The 18,420-nt window shown below is 76.2% G+C and carries 17 protein-coding genes and 1 riboswitch; of the genes, 11 read left to right on the top strand and 6 right to left on the bottom strand.

Features of this window, described 5'->3' with window-relative positions; all coding sequences use genetic code 11:
- Positions 1 to 119 precede the first annotated feature (119 nt).
- The 10 genes from K8Z61_RS01285 to bioD all read left to right on the top strand — a co-directional run bounded on the left by K8Z61_RS01285 (position 120) and on the right by bioD (position 9,809).
- Positions 120 to 1,034 carry a 3-methyladenine DNA glycosylase gene (locus tag K8Z61_RS01285; RefSeq protein WP_224127560.1) on the top strand — a complete coding sequence of 305 codons (915 nt, stop codon included), beginning with the start codon at positions 120 to 122 and terminating at the stop codon, positions 1,032 to 1,034.
- The gene (purT, locus tag K8Z61_RS01280; protein ID WP_224126263.1) at positions 1,031 to 2,233 is read left to right on the top strand and encodes a formate-dependent phosphoribosylglycinamide formyltransferase; all 1,203 of its coding nucleotides are present in this window, start codon (positions 1,031 to 1,033) and stop codon (positions 2,231 to 2,233) included. The genes K8Z61_RS01285 and purT overlap by 4 nt, the downstream gene beginning before the upstream one ends.
- A 157-nt stretch (positions 2,234 to 2,390) precedes the next feature.
- Positions 2,391 to 2,490: riboswitch (TPP riboswitch) on the top strand.
- A complete protein-coding gene (gene thiM / locus K8Z61_RS01275) occupies positions 2,480 to 3,328 on the top strand; it encodes a hydroxyethylthiazole kinase (RefSeq protein ID WP_224126262.1) in 849 nt (282 codons plus the stop codon). (Overlaps the previous riboswitch by 11 nt.)
- Positions 3,325 to 3,978 carry a thiamine phosphate synthase gene (gene thiE, locus K8Z61_RS01270; RefSeq protein WP_224126261.1) on the top strand — a complete coding sequence of 218 codons (654 nt, stop codon included), beginning with the start codon at positions 3,325 to 3,327 and terminating at the stop codon, positions 3,976 to 3,978. The genes thiM and thiE overlap by 4 nt, the downstream gene beginning before the upstream one ends.
- Positions 3,975 to 4,775: a bifunctional hydroxymethylpyrimidine kinase/phosphomethylpyrimidine kinase gene (gene thiD / locus K8Z61_RS01265; protein WP_224126260.1), complete on the top strand. Its 801-nt coding sequence runs from the start codon at positions 3,975 to 3,977 to the stop codon at positions 4,773 to 4,775. The genes thiE and thiD overlap by 4 nt, the downstream gene beginning before the upstream one ends.
- 185 nt (positions 4,776 to 4,960) lie before the next feature.
- Positions 4,961 to 5,413, top strand: a complete 453-nt coding sequence (locus K8Z61_RS01260; RefSeq protein WP_224126259.1) for a pentapeptide repeat-containing protein — start codon at positions 4,961 to 4,963, stop codon at positions 5,411 to 5,413.
- A 100-nt stretch (positions 5,414 to 5,513) separates the two neighbouring features.
- Complete coding sequence (gene bioB / locus K8Z61_RS01255) at positions 5,514 to 6,593, top strand: biotin synthase BioB (RefSeq protein ID WP_224126258.1); 1,080 nt, start codon at positions 5,514 to 5,516, stop codon at positions 6,591 to 6,593.
- Between the two features lie 23 nt (positions 6,594 to 6,616).
- On the top strand, positions 6,617 to 7,906 hold the full coding sequence (locus K8Z61_RS01250) for an adenosylmethionine--8-amino-7-oxononanoate transaminase (protein ID WP_224126257.1): 1,290 nt from the start codon (positions 6,617 to 6,619) through the stop codon (positions 7,904 to 7,906).
- Positions 7,903 to 9,051, top strand: a complete 1,149-nt coding sequence (locus K8Z61_RS01245) for an 8-amino-7-oxononanoate synthase (RefSeq protein WP_224126256.1) — start codon at positions 7,903 to 7,905, stop codon at positions 9,049 to 9,051. The genes K8Z61_RS01250 and K8Z61_RS01245 overlap by 4 nt, the downstream gene beginning before the upstream one ends.
- A complete protein-coding gene (gene bioD, locus K8Z61_RS01240) occupies positions 9,048 to 9,809 on the top strand; it encodes a dethiobiotin synthase (RefSeq protein ID WP_224126255.1) in 762 nt (253 codons plus the stop codon). Before K8Z61_RS01245 ends, bioD begins: the two co-directional genes overlap by 4 nt.
- A gap of 258 nt (positions 9,810 to 10,067) precedes the next feature.
- Here bioD and K8Z61_RS01235 read toward each other — a convergent pair whose 3' ends face one another.
- Complete coding sequence (locus tag K8Z61_RS01235; protein WP_224126254.1) at positions 10,068 to 11,510, bottom strand: amidase; 1,443 nt, start codon at positions 11,508 to 11,510, stop codon at positions 10,068 to 10,070.
- A 48-nt stretch (positions 11,511 to 11,558) separates the two neighbouring features.
- Complete coding sequence (locus K8Z61_RS01230) at positions 11,559 to 12,101, bottom strand: NAD(P)H-dependent oxidoreductase (RefSeq protein ID WP_224126253.1); 543 nt, start codon at positions 12,099 to 12,101, stop codon at positions 11,559 to 11,561.
- A 132-nt stretch (positions 12,102 to 12,233) separates the two neighbouring features.
- Here K8Z61_RS01230 and K8Z61_RS01225 point away from each other — a divergent pair, with 132 nt between their 5' ends.
- Entirely contained in the window at positions 12,234 to 12,881 is a 648-nt protein-coding gene (locus tag K8Z61_RS01225; RefSeq protein WP_224126252.1) for a TetR/AcrR family transcriptional regulator, read from the top strand.
- Positions 12,882 to 12,900: 19 nt separating this feature from the next.
- Here the strand turns inward: K8Z61_RS01225 and cimA are convergent, their stop codons facing one another.
- From cimA to K8Z61_RS01205, 4 genes are all read right to left on the bottom strand, one after another.
- Positions 12,901 to 14,499: a citramalate synthase gene (gene cimA, locus K8Z61_RS01220; RefSeq protein ID WP_224126251.1), complete on the bottom strand. Its 1,599-nt coding sequence runs from the start codon at positions 14,497 to 14,499 to the stop codon at positions 12,901 to 12,903.
- Between the two features lie 132 nt (positions 14,500 to 14,631).
- Complete coding sequence (locus K8Z61_RS01215; protein ID WP_224126250.1) at positions 14,632 to 16,398, bottom strand: protein kinase domain-containing protein; 1,767 nt, start codon at positions 16,396 to 16,398, stop codon at positions 14,632 to 14,634.
- A 76-nt stretch (positions 16,399 to 16,474) separates the two neighbouring features.
- Complete coding sequence (locus K8Z61_RS01210) at positions 16,475 to 17,551, bottom strand: iron-siderophore ABC transporter substrate-binding protein (RefSeq protein WP_224126249.1); 1,077 nt, start codon at positions 17,549 to 17,551, stop codon at positions 16,475 to 16,477.
- 49 nt (positions 17,552 to 17,600) lie between these two features.
- A complete protein-coding gene (locus K8Z61_RS01205; RefSeq protein WP_224126248.1) occupies positions 17,601 to 18,395 on the bottom strand; it encodes an ABC transporter ATP-binding protein in 795 nt (264 codons plus the stop codon).
- Between the last annotated feature and the right edge of the window lie 25 nt (positions 18,396 to 18,420).

Genomic DNA, 18,420 nt, shown 5'->3' with positions numbered 1-18,420 from the left:
GGTGGGCGTGCGAAGGTTCGCACGCCCACCGACAGATCGTGTCGCCTCGGGAGGGCTCGGCGCGGCCGGCGACTCCGGAGCGGAGACCGATCCGGCCTAGCCTGACGCCCGTGATCTCGATGAGCCGCGTGGAGTGGGAGCCCCGGGCAGCCGCCCACCGGGCCCGGCTCGCGCCCTACGTCGAGCCGCACCTGCGCCGTCGCGAGGCGGGTGACCCGCACCCGGTGCACGACTTCCTCTTCACCTACTACTCCCAGCGTCCGGCACAGCTGCTGACGTGGCACCCCGGCCTCGGCGTCCGGCTCGAGGACGCCCCCGAGCACGAGGCGCTGGCGGCGTACCGGGACGGCGCGGTGACCGACGAGGTGCTCGCCCGACGCCGTCCGATCGCCGAGGCGGTGCGCCGCCTGCTCGTCGCGACCCTCGAGCGGCCCCCGCACCTGGGCTGCTTCGGGCTGCACGAGTGGGCGATGGTCTACCGCGCCGGGGTCGGCCCGCACAGCCCGCGGACCCGGCACCCGCTGCCCCTGCGGCTCGGCGGCTCCGGCACGGACGCCGTCGTCGAGGGGCACCGCATCGCCTGCAGCCACTTCGACGCGTACCGCTTCTTCACCGAGCCCGCGCGTCCGCTCAACGTGCTCTCGCCCGGTCGCGACGACCGGCCCGCATTCGAGCAGCCGGGCTGCCTGCACGCCGGGATGGACCTCTACAAGCACGCCTTCCGCCTGAGCCCGCTGATCCCCTCCGACCTCGTGGCCGACTGCTTCGAGCTCGCCTGGGACATCCGCATCCTCGACATGCGCGCCGCCCCGTACGACATGAGCGGCTGGACGCTCGACCCCACCGGCGAGCCGTGGACGCCGGTGCCGATCGAGACCGCCGAGGGCAAGCGCGCCTACGCCGAGGCCCAGGCAAGGTTCGCGGATCGGGCCGTCCCGCTGCGACGACGCCTGCTCGAGGCCTGCGAGCGCGTGCTGGAGGCGGCCGACGCCGCACCGGCGACCGACCGGCCACCTGCCACACTCGCCCCGTGATCGGCACCCCGCTCTCCGCCTCGTCCACCACCGCCCTGCTCCTCGGCTCGGGCGAGCTCGGCAAGGAGGTGGTGCTCGAGCTGCAGCGGCTCGGCGTCGAGACCGTCGCGGTCGACCGCTACGCCGACGCACCGGCCATGCAGGTCGCGCATCGCAGCCACGTCGTCGACATGCAGGACGCCGACGCGCTGCGCGCCGTGCTGCGCGCGGAGCGACCCGACGTCGTCGTCCCGGAGATCGAGGCGATCGCCACGGACGTGCTCGCCGAGCTCGAGGCCGCCCAGGAGTGGCCGCTGCGCGTCGCCCCGACGGCGCGCGCGACCGTGCTGACGATGAACCGCGAGGGCATCCGGCGCCTAGCCGCGGAGGAGCTCGGCCTGCCGACCTCGCCGTACGCGTTCGTCGACACCCTCGAGGAGCTCAACGCGGCCGCCGACGAGCTGGGCTGGCCGGTGGTGCTCAAGCCGGTGATGTCGAGCAGCGGCAAAGGCCAGTCGCTGGTGCGCTCCCCCGACGACCTCGCCGCCGCGTGGGACTTCGCGCAGACCGGCGGCCGCGGCAGCCAGAGCGCGCGGTGCATCGTCGAGGGCTTCGTGGCCTTCGACACCGAGATCACCCTGCTCACCGCCCGGCACGTCGACGGCACGCTCTTCCTCGACCCCGTGGTGCACCGCCAGGTCGACGGCGACTACGCGGAGTCGTGGCAGGAGGCGCCCGGGGAGAGCACCGTCTCCGCCGAGCAGCTGGCCCAGGCGCAGGACGTCGCACGGCGGATCACCGACGCGCTCGGCGGCCACGGCCTCTTCGGCGTCGAGCTGTTCCTGACCGCCGACGGGGTCGTGTTCTCGGAGGTCTCGCCGCGGCCGCACGACACCGGCCTGGTGACGCTGGTGAGCCAGGACGTCAGCGAGTTCGCCGTGCACGCCCGCGCCGTGCTCGGGCTGCCGGTGGCCGCCACCCGCTGGCCGGGCGCGGCGGCGTCCTGGCCGGTCAAGGTCGAGGGCCACGGCGTGCCGTCCTTCGACGGCCTCGAGGAGGCCTACGCCGTCGACCCGAGCGTCCAGGTGCGGCTGTTCGGCAAGCCGCGGGTCGACGGCGAGCGGCGCGTCGCGGTGACGCTGGCCCGCGGCGCCACCACCGCCGAGGCGCGCGACCGCGCCCGGGCCGCGGCCGCGGCGCTGCGCGTCACGCTCGCCTGAGCCGGGCGGGGGCTCGCCCGCTCCGCCCCCTCCGGCGACCCCTCCGACCTTCCGTGACGCGTGCGGCACCGTCCGGGCCACTGATGAGGTGCCGTGGACGTCAGGGAGCGGCCAGGTCCCGCATCCCAGCCACTTGAGCCCCGCGGCTACCGTCGGGGCCACGTGGCCGGGGTGCCCTCCGATCGGGGAGGGCTGAGATCACACCCGCCGAACCTGATCCGGTTGACACCGGCGGAGGGAGCCGACGTGGCTGACGCAGCCCTGACGATCGACGCGCTCGCGGCGCGCATCGCCACGGTGCACGCGGCCCTGCGGGAGCGGGCGCCGCTCACCCAGTGCCTCACGAACTACGTCTCGATGGACCTCGCGGCGAACCTGCTCACCGCCGCGGGCGCGAGCCCGGCGATGGTGCACGACGAGCGGGAGGCCGGCGAGCTGGCCGGGCTGGCCGACGCGGTCGTCGTCAACATCGGGACGCTCAGCCCGCCGTGGGTCGCGGGCATGCGGGCCGCCGCGCAGGTGGCCGTCGAGCGCGGCCGCCCCTGGGTGCTCGACCCGGTGGCCGTCGGCGCCACCGCGTACCGCCGCGCGACCGCCGCCGAGCTGATCGGGCTGCGGCCGACGGTGATCCGCGGCAACGCCAGCGAGATCCGCGCCCTGGCCGGCGGCGGCCCGGGCGGCCGCGGGGTCGACGCCACCGAGGAGTCCGTCGCCGTGGTCGACGACGCCGTCGCGCTGGCCCGCTCGTCCGGCGCGGTCGTGGTGGTCAGCGGCGCGACGGACGTGGTCACCGACGGCGCGCGGGTCGTCCTGCTCACCGGCGGCGACGCCCGCATGCCGCTGGTCTCCGCGCTCGGCTGCGCGTCCAGCGCCCTCGTCGGGGCGTGCGCCGGGGTCGCCGACGACCCGCTCATCGGGGCCGCGGCCGCGATGACGGTGCTGGCGGTCGCCGGACGCCGTGCCGGACGCCTCGCCGCCGGTCCCGGCACGCTCCGGGCTCACCTGCTCGACGAGCTCGCCGCCCTCGACTCCCTCGACCCGCAGGCGCTGCGGCTGGACGGCCCGTCGATCGAGGTGCGCGGGGCCGACGCGTGAGCGGCCTGCGCGAGCGGCTGGCCGTCTACCTGGTCAGCGCTCCCGACGCCACGGACCGGGAGGTCGTCGAGGTGGCGCGCGCGGCCGTCGCCGGCGGCGCCGGCATCGTCCAGGTGCGCGCGAAGGGCGAGCAGCCGGACGACGCCGCCCGCCGCGCCGCGCTCGCGCTCGCCGTCCGCGAGGCCTGCCCCGACGCGCTCGTCGTGGTGAACGACGACCTCGAGGCCGCGGCGCTGGTCGACGGCGTGCACGTCGGCCCCGACGACGCCGATCCCGTCACCTGCCGGCGTCGTCTCGGCCGTGACGCGATCGTCGGATGGTCGCTGCACGACCCCGCGCAGCTCGACGACGGCGCCGCCCTGGCGGTGTGCTCCTACGTCGCGGTGAGCCCCGTGTGGGCCACCGCGACCAAGCCCGACCACAGCGAGCCGTGGGGGCTCGACGGCGTGCGGCGCGTCGTCGCCGCGCTGCGCGAGCGCGGGCACGACCTGCCGGTCGTCGGGATCGGCGGCATCGACCACGGGAACGCGGCCGAGGTGGTGGCCGCCGGCGCCGACGGCGTCGCGGTCGTCACCGCGATCACCGCGGCCCCGGATCCGCTCGGCGCGGCCCGCGCGCTGCGGGCGTCCGTCGACGGGGGCCGGGCGTGAGCGAACGCGAGCCGGTGATGCTGACCATCGCCGGCTCCGACCCCTCCGGCGGCGCCGGGCTGCAGGCCGACGTCAAGACCGCCACCGCGCTCGGCTGCTACGCCGCCACCGTGGTCACCGGCCTCACCGTGCAGGACACCACCGGAGTGCACGCGGTGCACCCCGTCGAGCCCGCCGTCGTCCGGGCGCAGCTGGAGGCGGTGGCGGCCGATCTCGACGTGCGGGCGGTCAAGACCGGCATGCTGGGCGACGTCGCCCTGGTCGCCGCGGTGGCCGACGGGCTGGCCGAGCTGCTGCCGGACGTCCCGCTCGTGCTCGACCCGGTCATGGTGGCGACCTCCGGGCACCGGCTCGTGCCCGACGAGGCCGTGGCCGCGATCCGCGAGCTGCTCGTGCCGCGCGCGCAGGTGGTGACGCCGAACGCGCCCGAGGCGGTGGTGCTCACCGGCGAGGACGACCGGGAGGCCGCCGGCGCCGCGCTGGTCGCGCTCGGCGCCCGCTGGGCGCTGGTCAAGGGCGGGCACGTGCCGGTCGACGGCGTCGTCACCGACCTGCTCGTCGGCGCGGGCGCCACCCGCACGCTGACCGCCCCCTGGCGCGACACGCCGCACACCCACGGCACCGGCTGCACCCTGGCCTCGGGCATCGCCGCCCGGCTCGCGCTCGGGGACGACGTGCCCGCGGCGGTGACGGCCGCGCACGCCTTCCTCCAGGCGGCCCTCGTCTCGGGCGCCGGCCGGACGGTGGGCCGGGGCCACGGGCCGGTCGACCACCTCTGGCGGCTGCGGGAGGCCTAGGGTCGGCGGCATGGCCGCCGTCGACGCACCGGACGACCCTCCCGCCGGCGGCGCCGAGGGCGTCGCCTTCCGCGACCTCGACTGGTACGGCGCCGAGCTCGGCGCGACGCGGTTCGTCGACTGCCGCTTCGAGCGGGTCGACCTCACCGAGGTCGTCACCCGGGGCACCGTCTTCGAGGGCTGCGTTGTTCGAGTCGTGCCGGCTCAACGGCTCGTCCCACCACACGACGGCGCTCATCGCCTGCGAGCTGCGCGGCTCGACGCTCTTCGACAGCAGCTGGGAGGGCTGCAAGCTCACGGGCACGTCCTTCTCCCGCTGCACGCTGCGCCCGATGCGCGTGCTCGGCGGGCAGTGGCGCTCCGTCTCGCTGCGGGGCGCCGACCTGACCCGCCTGGACCTCTCCGGGCTCGACCTGCGCGAGGCCGACCTCGCCGACGCGGTGCTGCGCGACGTCGTGCTGCGGGGCGCCGACCTCGGCGGCGCCACCCTGCGCCAGGCCGACCTCGCCGGCGCGGACCTGGTCGGCGCCCGGCTCGAGGGCAGCGACCTCGCCTCCGCCCGCCTCGCGCGCACCCGGCTCGACCTCGCGGCGGCGATCCTGCTGGCCGAGCAGGCCGGCGGGATCGTCGAGGCCTGACCCGGGCCGGGGCACGCCCGGTGGCCGGACCCGGCGTCCGACGCCGGAGCCGCGCGTCCATACTGGTGCGTCCCGCCGTGCACGACCGAGGAGATGCCGCATGACCGACTTCCAGCAGCTCGCGAGCGCGGTGCTCGCCGGCACGCCCGCCACCGAGGCCGACGCCCTGGCGGTGCTGCGCTCCTCCGACGCCGAGGTGCTGGACGTCGTCGCGGCGGCCGGGCGGCTGCGCCGCGCGCACTTCTCGAACACGGTCAAGGTCAACTACCTGGTCAACCTGAAGTCGGGCCTGTGCCCGGAGAACTGCAACTACTGCAGCCAGGCCGTCGGCTCGACCGCCGACATCCTGAAGTACAAGTGGCTGCAGACCGACGAGGCGCTCGCGCAGGCCGCCGCCGGGCTCAAGGGCGGCGCCACGCGGGTGTGCATGGTCTCCTCGGGCCGCGGCCCGACGAACCGCGACATCGACCGGGTCACCGACATGGTCGGGGCGATCAAGTCCGAGCACCCCGACGTCGAGGTGTGCGCCTGCCTCGGCCTGCTCAAGGACGGCCAGGCCGAGCGGCTCAAGGCGGCCGGCGTCGACGCCTACAACCACAACATCAACACCGCCGAGTCGCACCACGACGAGATCGTCCAGACCCACACCTACGCCGACCGCGTCGACACCGTCGGCAAGGCGAAGTCCGCCGGCCTCTCCCCCTGCTCGGGCCTGATCGCCGGCCTCGGGGAGACCGACGAGCAGCTCGTCGAGGCGCTCTTCGCGCTCAAGGAGCTCGACTCCGACTCCATCCCGATCAACTTCCTCATGCCCTTCGACGGCACCCCGTACGAGAACACCTGGGAGCTCGACCCGCTGCGCTGCCTGCGGATCCTCGCGATGGCGCGGTTCGTCTGCCCCGACAAGGAGATCCGCATCGCCGGCGGCCGCGAGATGCACCTGCGCTCGCTGCAGGGCACGGCGCTGCACGTCGCCAACTCGATCTTCCTCGGCGACTACCTCACCTCCGAGGGGCAGGACGCCGAGGCCGACCTCGCGCTGATCCGCGACAACGGCTTCGTCGTCCTCGGCTCCGAGGAGCACCTCGCCGACGGCGCGGCGGGCGAGCCGACGACGATCCCGGTCGACCCCGCGATCCGCCGTCGCGGCGCCGGCACCGCCCTGGCGCCGAACGCCTGAGCGATCCCCGGGGAGCAGCGCGGATGACCCACGACGCCGAGCGACTGCTCGCGTACGACCGCGCGCACGTGTGGCACCCCTACACGTCGATGACGCACCCCGCCCCCGTGCGGCTGGTCGAGGACGCGCAGGGCGTGCGGCTGCGGCTGGCCGACGGCACCGAGCTGGTCGACGGCATGTCGTCGTGGTGGGCCGCGATCCACGGCTACCGGCACCCAGTGCTCGACGCCGCGCTGGTCGAGCAGGCCGGGCGGATGGCGCACGTGATGTTCGGCGGTCTGACCCACGCCCCGGCGATCCGGCTGGCCGAGCGGCTCGTCGCGATCACCCCCGACGGCCTGGAGCACGTGTTCCTGGCCGACTCCGGCTCGGTGGGCATGGAGGTCGCGCTGAAGATGGTGCTGCAGCACCAGCGGGGCGTCGGCCGGCCCGAGCGCACCCGGATGCTGAGCCTGCGCGGCGGGTACCACGGCGACACCTTCGGCGTCATGGGCGTGTGCGACCCCGTGGGCGGGATGCACTCGATGTTCGCCGACGTCCTGCCCTCGCACGTGTTCGCCGAGCGGCCGCCCGCCCACGACGCCGACGAGGCCACGATCGCCGCCTGGGCCGACGGCGTCCGGGCGCTGGCGTCCGCGCACGCCCACGAGCTGGCGGGCGTCGTCGTCGAGCCGCTGCTGCAGGGCGCCGGCGGCATGTGGCCCTACCCGGCGGCCTGCCTGCGGGTGCTGCGCGAGGTGGCCGACGAGCACGGCCTGCTGCTGGTGCTCGACGAGATCGCCACCGGGCTCGGTCGTACGGGCTCGCTCTTCGCCGCCGACGCCGCCGGCGTGCGACCCGACGTCCTGGCCCTCGGCAAGGCGCTCACCGGCGGCTACCTGACCCTGGCGGCGGTGCTGTGCACCACCGAGGTGGCCCGCGGGCTCTCGGCCTCGGAGTCCGGCGTGCTCATGCACGGGCCGACGTTCATGGGCAACCCCCTAGCCTGCGCGGTGGCGCTGGCCAGCCTCGACCTGCTCGAGCGCGGCGACTGGGCCGGGCAGGTCGCCCGGGTCGGCGCCGGGCTGCGCGCCGGGCTCGAGCCGCTGCGCGGGACGCCCGGCGTGGCCGACGTGCGCACCCTGGGCGCGGTGGGCGTCGTCCAGCTCGACCACGCGGTCGACGTCGCCAAGGCCGCCGACGCCGCCGCCGAGGAGGGCGTGTGGCTGCGGCCGTTCCGCGACCTGGTCTACACGATGCCGCCGTACGTCACCGACGACGCCGACGTGGCTCGCATCTGCCGGGCGATCGCCCGAGCCGCGGAGGTCGCGTGAGCGGCCTCGGCGACTCCGGCGCCGACGTGTCCTGGGTCGACTGGCTGGCCGAGCAGGCCGCGAGCCGTGAGGCCGCGGGGCTCACCCGCCGGCTGCGACCGCGAGCGCTGGACGACGCGACGATCGACCTCGCCGGCAACGACTACCTCGGACTGGCGCGCGACCCCCGCGTCACCCGGGCCGCCGCCGACGCCGCCCTGGCCTGGGGCGCGGGAGCCGGCGCGTCCCGCCTGGTCACGGGCACCCTGGAGCTGCACGCGACGCTGGAGCGCGAGCTCGCCGCACACCTGGGCCAGCCGGCCGCGCTGGTGCTGTCCACCGGCTACCACGCCAACCTGGCGCTGGTGACCGCGCTGGTCGACCGCGACTGCCACGTCGTCTCCGACGCCCACGTGCACGCCTCGCTGATCGACGCCGTGCGGCTCTCGCGGGCCGGGGTGACGGTGGTGCCGCACAACGCCGTCGAGGCGGTCGAGGACGCCCTCGCCGCCGGCGGCGGCGAGCGGACCCTGGTGCTCGTCGAGTCGATCTACTCGGTGCTCGGCGACGCCGCGCCGCTGGTCGAGCTCGCGGAGGTCTGCGAGCGTCACGGCGCGCTGCTCGTCGTCGACGAGGCCCACGGCGTGGGCGTGCACGGACCGGGGCTCGTCGCCTCGCTCGGTCTCGCGGGCCTTCCGCACGTCGTGGTCACCGCGACCCTGTCGAAGGCGCTGGGCAGCCAGGGCGGCGCCGTGCTCGGCGCGCCGGCGCTGATCGAGCACCTGGTCAACCGCGCTCGTCCGTTCATCTTCGACACCGGTCTCGCGCCGGCCGCCGCGGCGGGCGCGCTCGCCGCGCTGCGCGTCCTGCGCGCCGAGCCCGAGCTCGCCGCCCGGGTGCGCACCCGGGGCCTCGACCTGGCCGCCGCGCTGGGCGTCGAGCCCTCGGAGGGCGCCGTGCTGTCGGTGCCGATGCCCTCGCCCCGGGAGGCCCTCGCCGCCCAGGCGTCCGCGCTGGACGCGGGGGTGCGGGTCGGCTGCTTCCGTCCGCCCTCGGTGCCCGACGGCGTCTCCCGGCTGCGCATCACCGTGAGCGCCGGGGTGCCCGAGGACGCCTGGGCGCGGGCCGTGGCCACCCTCGTCGACGTCGTGAAGGAGCACCGATGAGCCCGTCCAGCCCGACTCCCCCGACTCCCCCGGCCGCGCCGACCACCCCGCCCGTGGAGGACGCCAACGTGACGCCGCGCGTGGTCGTCGTCACCGGCACCAGCACCGACGTCGGCAAGACGATCGCCACCGCGGCCCTGGCGGCGCAGGCGCGCGCGGCCGGCCAGCGGGTGGTCGTCGTGAAGCCGGCCCAGACCGGCGTCGCCGGCGCGGACCCCACCGACGCGGAAACGGTCGCGCGGCTCACGGGCGTCGACGTGCTCACCTGGACCCGCCTCGACGAGCCGCTCGCGCCCGACTCCGCGGCCCGCCGCGCCGGGGTGGAGATCCCGGCCGTCGACTCCTACGCCCCCCGCGTCCTCGCGCTGCTCGCCGACCACGACACCGTGATCGTCGAGGGCGCCGGCGGTCTGCTCGTGCGCCTCGACACCGACGGCGGGACGCTGCTCGACCTGGCCGTCGCCCTCGAGGCCGGCCTCCCCGACGAGGCGCGGCTCGAGGTCGTCATCGTGGTCGCCGCCGCCCTCGGCACGCTCAACCACGCCGAGCTCACCGTCGGGGCGCTGCGCGCCCGCGATCTCGAGCCGCACGGCCTGGTGATCGGCTCCTGGCCCGCCGAGCCCGGGCTGGCCGAGGGCGTCAACCGCGACGAGCTGCCTCGCGTCACCGGCCTGCCGCTGCTCGGCGTCCTACCCGCCGGCGCCGGCGCGCTCGCTCCCCGCGACTTCGTGGCCGGCGCGCTGGAGTGGCTCGGCTGAGCGCAGGTTTCCCCGGATATCCGGGGAAACCGGACGTTGTCAGGGGAAGTTTCCCCTGACAACGTCCAGCTTCCCCTGACCAGTCGCGGTCGGGCCCGGGTCCCGGCACCGACGCACGGCGTCCCCCGGCGTGGACCACTGGCGTCACTCCAGCCCCTCAGGACGGGCGGATCCGATCGATGACAGGCGAAGTTTCGGCCGACATCGATCGGCTTCCCCGGTCGACCGGGGAAACCGACGACGGGCGGCCCCCGCCCCTCACCACCCCGGCGGACGCCGACCGGACCACGGCGCGGCGGACTCGACCTGGGCGGCGAGCCCGAGCAGCAGCTCGTCCTCGGCGGGCCGCGCCGCGAGCATGACGCCGACCGGCAGCGTCGGGACGCCGGGGGCGGGGGCGGTCCAGCCCAGCGGCAGCGAGACGGCCGGCATGCCGGTGACGTTCCAGGCGCTCGTCCAAGGCGTGAAGCGCTTCTGCGCCTCGAAGTCGGCGGCCGGATCGGCGTCGTCGCGCAGCGCGCCGACGGGCAGGGGCGGCGCGGCGAGCGTCGGCGAGAGCACGACGTCGTAGGGCGCGAGCGCCTCGAGCGCGGCGGCAGCGTGCCGGCGCAGCGCACCGATCGCGCGACCGAAGTCGGGCCCGCTGACGGCGTTCCCTCGAGCGACGAGCCACGACGTCAGGGGCCGCAGGAGGTGCTCGCGCCCGGGCGGCACCGGCGTGAGCGCGGTGAGCACCGCCCAGCAGGTCTCGAAGTCGGCGACGGCCTCGCGCGGCAGGGGCCGCGCGATCGGCTCGACGTCGTGCCCGAGCGCCTCGAGCAGCGCGGCGGCGTCGGCGACGGCGGCCAGGCACGCGGGATCGACGACGGGGTCGGCGATCAGCGGCTCGACCAGCAGCCCCACCCGCAGCCGCGCGGGCGGTCGGTCGCACGCGGCGAGGAAGGTCGACGCGGGCGGCGGAGCCCACGACGGGTCACCCGGCCGTCGCCCGGCCAGGACGTCGAGCAGCGCGGCGGCGTCGCGCACGGTACGCGCGAGCGGTCCCGGCGTGGCCAGGCCGATCGGGTCGCCGTAGGCGGGCGCGCCGCTCACCCGGCCGCGCGAGGGCTTGAGGCCGACGAGCCCGCAGCACGACGCCGGGATCCGGATCGAGCCGCCTCCGTCGGAGCCCTGCGCCACCGGGACGAGCCCGGCGGCCACGGCGGCCGCCGCACCGCCGGAGGAGCCGCCGGCCATCCGCGTGCGGTCCCACGGCGTGACGGCGGCCGGACGCCCCTCGGGCTCGGTGTAGCAGGGCGAGCCCAGCTCGGGGGTGCTGGTCTTGCCGAGGCTCACCAGACCGGCGGCCTCCATCGCGAGCACGACGTGATCGGAGCGCTCGGGCACCCAGTCGTCGAAGGCCGGCGACCCCAGCGTCGTGCGGACGCCCGCCGTCGGCTGGAGGTCCTTGATCGCCGTCGGGACGCCCCACAGCGGCCCGGCCCCGTCGGGACGCCCGGCGCGCAGCAGCGCGTCGGCCCGCTCCAGCGCCTGCTCGGCGGTCACGGTCACGAACGCGCCGAGGGGCTCGACCCCGGGCGATCTGGGATCGAGCCCCTCGAGACGGGCCAGGTGGTGTTCGACGAGCTCACGCGGCGAGACGTCGCCGGCACGGACGAGCGCTCCCTGCTGCAGGGCGGTCAGGTCGTGGAGGGCGGACACCCCTCGACCCTAGGCCGACGCAGGAGCCGAACCCGGGCCGAGGCGGACTCAGGCCGCGAGCGCGGCCGGGTCGACGTCGACCAGGCGCTGCAGGGCGTCGAGCAGCCGGGCACGGGTGGCGTCATCGGCGATCGGGTCGACCTCGAGGGTCGACTGCGACACGGTGACGTCCTCCACTGGGAGGCCGCCGGCGATGCCCGCGGAGCGCAGCGCGTCGGCGTGCGACCACTTCGCGCCGTACGGGGTGGGAGCGGCGCCGACGACGCCGAACGGCTTGCCCACGATGGCGCCCTGGCCGTAGGGACGCGAGAGCCAGTCGATGGCGTTGTTGAGGACGGCCGGCATCGTGCCGTTGTACTCGGGGGTGACGGCGAGGATGCGGTCGGCCGAGGCGACGGCCTCGCGCACCGAGGCGACCTCGGCGGGGACGGTCTCGCCGTCGAGCTCCTCGTTGTAGAACGGGAGGCGCTCGAGGCCCTCGACGATGCTCACCTCGACGCCCTCGGGCGCCTGGTCACGGAGGAGCTCGGCGATCTTGCGGTTGACGGAGTCGGTGCGGAGGCTGCCGAGCAGCAGGGCGACGCGGGTCATGACTTCACTCCTGGTGGAGGGACGTGGAACGGACGACGGGCGAAACGGACCACGGTCCGTTTCTATTCCCCGCTGTCAGGATCCCGTTCCGGGAGTCCCGCCGCCGCCGGGCGGCCTAGAGTCGGCACCGTCATGAGCACCCCCGGCCAGGACGTCCCGCGTCCGCTCCTCCCGCTGGCCGACGACCGGCCGCCCGAGCGCGCCGACGCCGCCCGCAACCGGGCCCTGCTGCTCGAGACCGCCCGCCGCCTGGTCGAGCGCGACGGCGTCTGCGGGGTGACGATGGACCGCCTGGCCAGCGAGGCCGGCGTCGGCAAGGGCACCGTGTTCCGCCGGTTCTCCTCCCGCGAGGGCCTCATGGGCGAGCTGCTCGACTTCAGCGAGTCCGGCTGGCAGGCCGCCGTCCTCTCCGGCCCGCCGCCGCTCGGCCCGGGCGCTCCCCCGCGCGAGCGGCTGCTCGCCTTCGGCCGCTCGCGCATCGAGACCACGCTGCTGCACGCCGACCTGATCGCCGCCTCCGGATACCCGGGCGGACGCAGCGTCGCGGCGATCGGCTTCATCGCCAGCCACGTGCGCCACCTGCTGGGCGAGATCGGCGTCGAGGGCGACCTCCCGCTGCTCACCACCGCCCTCATCGCGCCGCTGGAGGTGCCGGTGCTGGTGCAGCAGGTGCGCCGCGAGGGCCACAGCGTCGCGCGGGTGCAGGACGCCTGGGCCGACCTCGTCCGACGGGTGCTCGACGCGCCGCCGGCCGCTGCAGGGCCCCGTCCCGCGCCGTAGCCGCCGAGGTCGCCGGGACTCAGAGGCCGTGGCGCCGCAGGCCGAACGTCAGGCCGTCGACCAGCGCCCCCCAGGACGCCTCGACGAGGTTCGCGCCGACGCCGACGGTGACCCAGGACGACGCGCCGTCGCTGGTCTCGATCAGCACGCGGGTGATCGCGTCGGTGCCGTGCCCCTGGTCGAGGATGCGCACCTTGTAGTCGATCAGCTCGAACTCGGCGACCGCCGGGTAGGCCTGGCCGATCGCGGTGCGCAGCGCCTGGTCGAGGGCGTTGACCGGGCCGTTGCCCTCGCCGGTGACGACGTACCGCACCCCGTCCGCGACCAGCTTGACGGTGGCCTCGGAGACCGCCTCGCCGTCGGGTCGGGTCTCGGTGATCACCCGCCACGACTCCACCTCGAAGTACGACGGACGGCGGCCCTCGACCTCCTCGGCCAGCAGCAGCTCGAAGGACGCGTCGGCGGCCTCGAAGGTGTGGCCGCGCGCCTCGAGCACCTTGACCCGCTCGGTGACGCGCGTGACCAGGGCGCGGGTGTCGGGGTCGTCGCCGGAGAGGTCGAAGCCGAGCTCGCGGCCCTTGAGCTCGATCGAGGCGCGTCCGGCCATGTCGGAGACCAGCAGCCGCATGTCGTTGCCGACGCCGAGGGGGTCCATGTGCTGGTAGAGGTCGGGGTCGACCTTGATCGCGCTGGCGTGCAGGCCCGCCTTGTGCGCGAACGCCGAGGTGCCGACGTAGGGCTGCCGCGACGAGGGCGGCACGTTGGTGACCTCGGCGACCGCGTGGGCGATGCGGGTGGCCTCGCGCAGCAGCCCCGGCGGCAGCACCGGACGCTCCAGCTTGAGCTCGAGGTTGGCGACGACCGCGATCAGGTCGGCGTTGCCGGTGCGCTCGCCGTAGCCGTTGACGGTGCCCTGCACGTGGGTGGCGCCGGCGTCGACGGCGGCGAGCGAGTTGGCCACCGCGCAGCCGGTGTCGTTGTGGCAGTGGATGCCCACGCGTCCGCCGGTGGAGGTGACGACGTCGTGGACGACGTCGGCCACCCAGGCCGGGAGCATGCCGCCGTTGGTGTCGCAGAGCGCCGCGACCTCGGCGCCGGCCTCGAAGGCGGTCCGCAGCACCTCCAGCGCGTAGTCGCGGTTGGCGCGGTAGCCGTCGAAGAAGTGCTCGGCGTCGAGGAACACCCGCTGCCCCTCGGCGCGCAGGTGGGCGACGGTGTCGCGCACCATCGCGAGGTTCTCCTCCAGCGTCGTGCGCAGGGCCAGCTCGACGTGCCGGTCGTGCGACTTGGCCACCAGCGTGACGACGCCCGCCCCGCTGTCGCGCAGCGCCGCCACCAGCGGGTCGTCGGCCGCCGCCACGCCCGCGCGCCGGGTGGCGCCGAAGGCCGCCAGCTGGGCGTGCCGCAGGTCGAGGTCGGCCTTCGCGCGGGCGAAGAACGCAGTGTCCTTCGGGTTCGCACCCGGCCAGCCGCCCTCGATGAACCCGACGCCCAGGCCGTCGAGGTGACGCGCGATCGCGAGCTTGTCCGCCACCGTGAGCGAGAGGCCCTCCTGCTGCGCGCCGTCGCGCAGCGTGGTGTCGTAGACGTGGAACGCCTCGCGGTCGGGTGAGCTCATCGTCGTGCTCCTGCGGTGGTCGGGGTCGGGTCCGGACATGAAAAACGCCCCTCGAGGATCGAGAGGCGGCGCGCCGGGCGGGGTGCTCGGCGCGCTAGGGAATCCGGATGCGGACGGGCGCGGGCATGGCCGTCATCGTGCCACAGCACCGAGGCCGGGGAGGTCGCGGCCGGAGAGCGGACGCTCGGAGCCGGGCGTCCAGTCCGCGCCGCCGCGGGCGATCGCGGCGCCGCCGGCGGCCCCCGCGAGCAGCAGCGCGCAGACGATCAGCCAGCCGACGGGACGTCGGGCGGCCGGACGCACCACGGCGCCGAGCGGGCCGCGGACCCGCGAGCCGCCGGGCCCGGCCCAGGCGCCCACGGCGAGCAGGGTGCCGCAGACGCCGAGCGCGAGGCGCTGGTCGACCGCCGCGGCGAAGCAGACGAGCCCGCCGACCGCCGCGACGCCGAGCGCCCACAGGGCGAGGAGCACCGTGCTGGGCAGGGAGCGCAGCAGCTGCCAGGGCAGGCCGAGGGTCGTGCCCGGGACGTCGTGCCAGCGCGCGCCGCGCAGGCGACGCCGGTCGGCCAGACCGCTCGCGGCCAGGGAGCCGGTGCGCAGCAGCCAGGTCAGGAGCAGCACCGAGCCGGTGGCGACCCACGGGGCCACCGCGACGGCGGCTCCGACGAGCGCCGCGAGGAGCACCCAGACGACCAGTCGCCGCGTCCGCTCGGCCAGCGGAGCGCGTGGCTCCGCCGGCGCGTCCTCCCACTCCCACGGCCACGGCTGGGGCTCCTCCGAGGCCTCCGGGCCTCCCGGGCCCCCTGGGACGCCCGGCGCCGGGCCGGACGCCGGCGGCTGCAGCGGTGCGTACGGGGCTGCCGGCGCGGGCGGTGCGGGCGGGACGGACCGGTGGAGCGGAGGCGCCGCGCTCAACGGCGCGGTGGCGCGCACGGTGTACATGCGCGTCGGGTCGGCCGCCCCGACGGGGTCGCCGGCGGGGTCCGTGAGATCGGGGCCGAGCACCTCGGTGCCGTCGGCGAGCGCCGCGCGGTGGACGGCGGCCAGCGGCACCGTCTGCGGCACGGCCTGCGCCAGCGGGGTGGCGGGCAGGTCGCGCCGCGTCGTGCGCGGCCCCAGCCAGGCCAGCAGCTGGGCGAGCGTGGGCCGTCGCTCCGGCTCGGGGTCGAGCGCGGCGGCCAGCAGGCGCGCGAGCTCGTCGGGCAGGCCGCGCAGGTCGTGCTCGCCGCGCCGCACGCGGTCCATGATCGCCATCGCCGGGCCGCGGCCGAAGGGCGGCCGGGCGAGGCCGGCGTAGGCGACGGTGGCCGCCCACGAGTGGACGTCGGAGGCGGCCGTGGCGTCGTCGCCGTAGAGGATCTCGGGCGCCAGGTAGCCGGGCGTCCCGAGGAGGAAGCCGGTGTGGGTCAGGCGCGGGTCGTCGGCGACCCGGGCCAGCCCGAAGTCGATGAGGATCGGCGTGCGACCCTCCATCAGCACGTTCGAGGGCTTGACGTCGCGGTGCAGCACGCCGGCCGCGTGCACGCTGCCGACGCCCTCGGCCAGGCAGCCGGCGAACCACAGCAGGTCGTCGCCCTCGATCGGGCCCTCCTCGAGCACGTGGTCGTGCAGCGAGAGGCCGGGCACGTAGCGGGTCGCGATGTACGGGATGGGCGCCCAGGGGTCGGCGTCGAGGATCTCGGCGACCCAGCGGCTGCGGATGCGCTCGAGCGAGGAGACCTCGCGGGCCAGGCGCGCCCGGGTCTCGTCGTCGCCGACGACGTGCGGACGCAGCACCTTCAGCGCCACGCGGTCGCCGCCGGGACGGCGGGCGAGGTGGACCACGCCCATGCCGCCCTCGCCCAGCTTGGCGAGCAGCTCGTAGTCGCCCACGCTCGGCGGGACGGCGGCGGTCGTCACCCCAGCAGGGTAGCCGCGCGCGGCGACGGGAGGTCGCGGCTCGCCGTCGCCGACGCGCGGTCGAACAGGGCCGGGTCTACGCCTCCACCGCGCGCACCGCCGGCACGAGCGCCTCGACGAAGGCGTCCAGGCCCCAGGTGAGCGAGAGCGCCGTCGGCGGCGAGACCGCCGAGACGTAGGACTCCCCCACGACCGAGGCCACCGTGCCGGCCCCCATCTGCGGCAGCGCCCGGTAGGTCGCGTCGTCCGCGATCGCGGTGCGGCGGGCCTCGTCGGGCACGTAGCTGAGCAGGACGTCGGAGGTCAGCTCGTCGAGCCGCTCGGGGCTGAGCGTGTAGTAGAAGCCCTGCTCGTCGCCGGCCAGCCGGCTCACGCTCGGCGCGACCTCGAAGCCGAGGTCCTCGAGGAACTGCACCCGCGGATCGGCGGGCGTGTACACGTAGAAGGCGGCGGGGTCGATGGCGACCGCCGCGATGGTGCGTCCGGCGAACTCAGGGTGGGCCTGTGCGGCGGCGGCGACCTGCGCGTCGATCTCGCGCAGCAGGGTCTGCGCCTGCGACGCGCGCCCCAGGGCGGTGCCCACGGTCGTGACGACGTCGCGCCACGGCGTCGACCACGGCTTCTCGGGGTAGGCGATCGTGGGCGCGATCTTCGCCAGCTTCGCGTAGTCGGCCTCGGTGATGCCCGAGTAGTTCGCCAGGATGACGTCGGGCGCGGCCGCCGCGATCTCCTCGAACGGCGGCGCGTCGCCCTCGCTGAGCAGGGTCGGGACCTCGGCGCCCGCGGCGTCCAGGGCCTGCCGCTGCCACGGCATGAGGCCGTCGTCCTCGGCGCCGTAGGAGTTGCGCGGCATGGCGACGGGCACGACGCCGAGCGCGATCGCCGCGTCCGAGCTGCCCCAGCCCCAGGTGGCGACGCGGGCGGGGCGCTGCTCGAGGGTCGTGCTGCCGAAGGCGTGCTCGATCGTCACCGGCGCGAAGGCGGCGTCGGCGCCGGCCGCGCTCGCGTCGCCGCCCCGGCCCGCGTCGTCGGTGCCGCAGGCGACCAGCGGGACGGCCAGGGCCGCCAGCGCGAGGCCGAGCGCGCCGCGCCGGGAATGACCGGCCGACCGTCGATCGGCGGACGGGTGGGGCAGGGAGGTGCGGGGGGCCATCGAGCCACTCCTCGTGACGGGCCGCGATGCGGCGTAGATAAGGTTAGCCTTACCTTATCTGACGCACGCGGGGGACGACCAGCGGGGTGCCGGTCTCGGGGTCGGGGAGGACCCGCGCGCGCAGGCCGAACGCCGCCTCGACGCACTCCTCGTCGAGCACCTCCCCCGGCGCGCCGGCGCGGAGCACGCGGCCAGCGCGCATCACCACGAGGTGGTCGGCGTAGCGCGCCGCGAGCGAGAGGTCGTGCAGCACCATGACGACCGTCGTCCCGGCCTCGCGGTTGCGGGTGGCGAGGAGGTCGAGCAGGTCGACCTGGTGCGCGAGGTCGAGGAACGTCGTGGGCTCGTCGAGCAGCATGATCGCCGGGTCCTGCGCAAGCAGGAGGGCCAGCCAGGCGCGCTGCCGCTGTCCGCCGCTGAGCTCCTCGATCCGCGCGCCGGCCAGGTCGAGCAGGTCGGTCGCGGCCAGCGCCCGCGTCACGGCGTCGTCGTCGGCGGCGCCGCCGCGGGCCAGCAGGCCGCGGTGGGGGAAGCGTCCGCGGGCCACCAGCGCTGCGACGCCGAGCCCCTCGGGCGCCAGCGGGTGCTGCGGCAGCAGGCCGAGCACCCGCGCGAGCTCGCGCGGACGCACCCGGCGCAGGTCGACGCCGTCCAGCTCGACCCGGCCGGCACGCGGCGCGAGCAGCCGACCCAGCCCCTTGAGCAGCGTCGACTTGCCGCTGCCGTTGGCGCCGACGATCACCGTCACCCGTCCCGGCGGCACGGCGAGGTCGACGCCGTGCACGACGTCGCGGCCCCCGTAGGCCAGGTGGAGGTCGTGCGCCACGAGGCGCGGCGGGGACACGGACGTCGGGTCGGGCACAGGGGTC

This window comes from Nocardioides sp. TRM66260-LWL (genome assembly GCF_020075545.1).
GTDB lineage: Bacteria > Actinomycetota > Actinomycetes > Propionibacteriales > Nocardioidaceae > Nocardioides.
The sequence above is the reverse complement of the archived record's forward strand: the minus strand, read 5'-3'. Positions and strand labels throughout refer to the sequence as shown.

Excerpts from the sequence above, each read along its gene's own strand:
- K8Z61_RS01285 (WP_224127560.1), top strand. The coding sequence starts at position 120 with ATGAGCCGCGTGGAGTGGGAGCCCCGGGCAGCCGCCCACCGGGCCCGG.
- bioB (WP_224126258.1), top strand. The coding sequence starts at position 5,514 with ATGACCGACTTCCAGCAGCTCGCGAGCGCGGTGCTCGCCGGCACGCCC.
- K8Z61_RS01250 (WP_224126257.1), top strand. The coding sequence starts at position 6,617 with ATGACCCACGACGCCGAGCGACTGCTCGCGTACGACCGCGCGCACGTG.
- bioD (WP_224126255.1), top strand. The coding sequence starts at position 9,048 with ATGAGCCCGTCCAGCCCGACTCCCCCGACTCCCCCGGCCGCGCCGACC.
- K8Z61_RS01230 (WP_224126253.1), bottom strand. The coding sequence starts at position 12,101 with ATGACCCGCGTCGCCCTGCTGCTCGGCAGCCTCCGCACCGACTCCGTC.
- K8Z61_RS01225 (WP_224126252.1), top strand. The coding sequence starts at position 12,234 with ATGAGCACCCCCGGCCAGGACGTCCCGCGTCCGCTCCTCCCGCTGGCC.
- cimA (WP_224126251.1), bottom strand. The coding sequence starts at position 14,499 with ATGAGCTCACCCGACCGCGAGGCGTTCCACGTCTACGACACCACGCTG.
- K8Z61_RS01210 (WP_224126249.1), bottom strand. The coding sequence starts at position 17,551 with ATGGCCCCCCGCACCTCCCTGCCCCACCCGTCCGCCGATCGACGGTCG.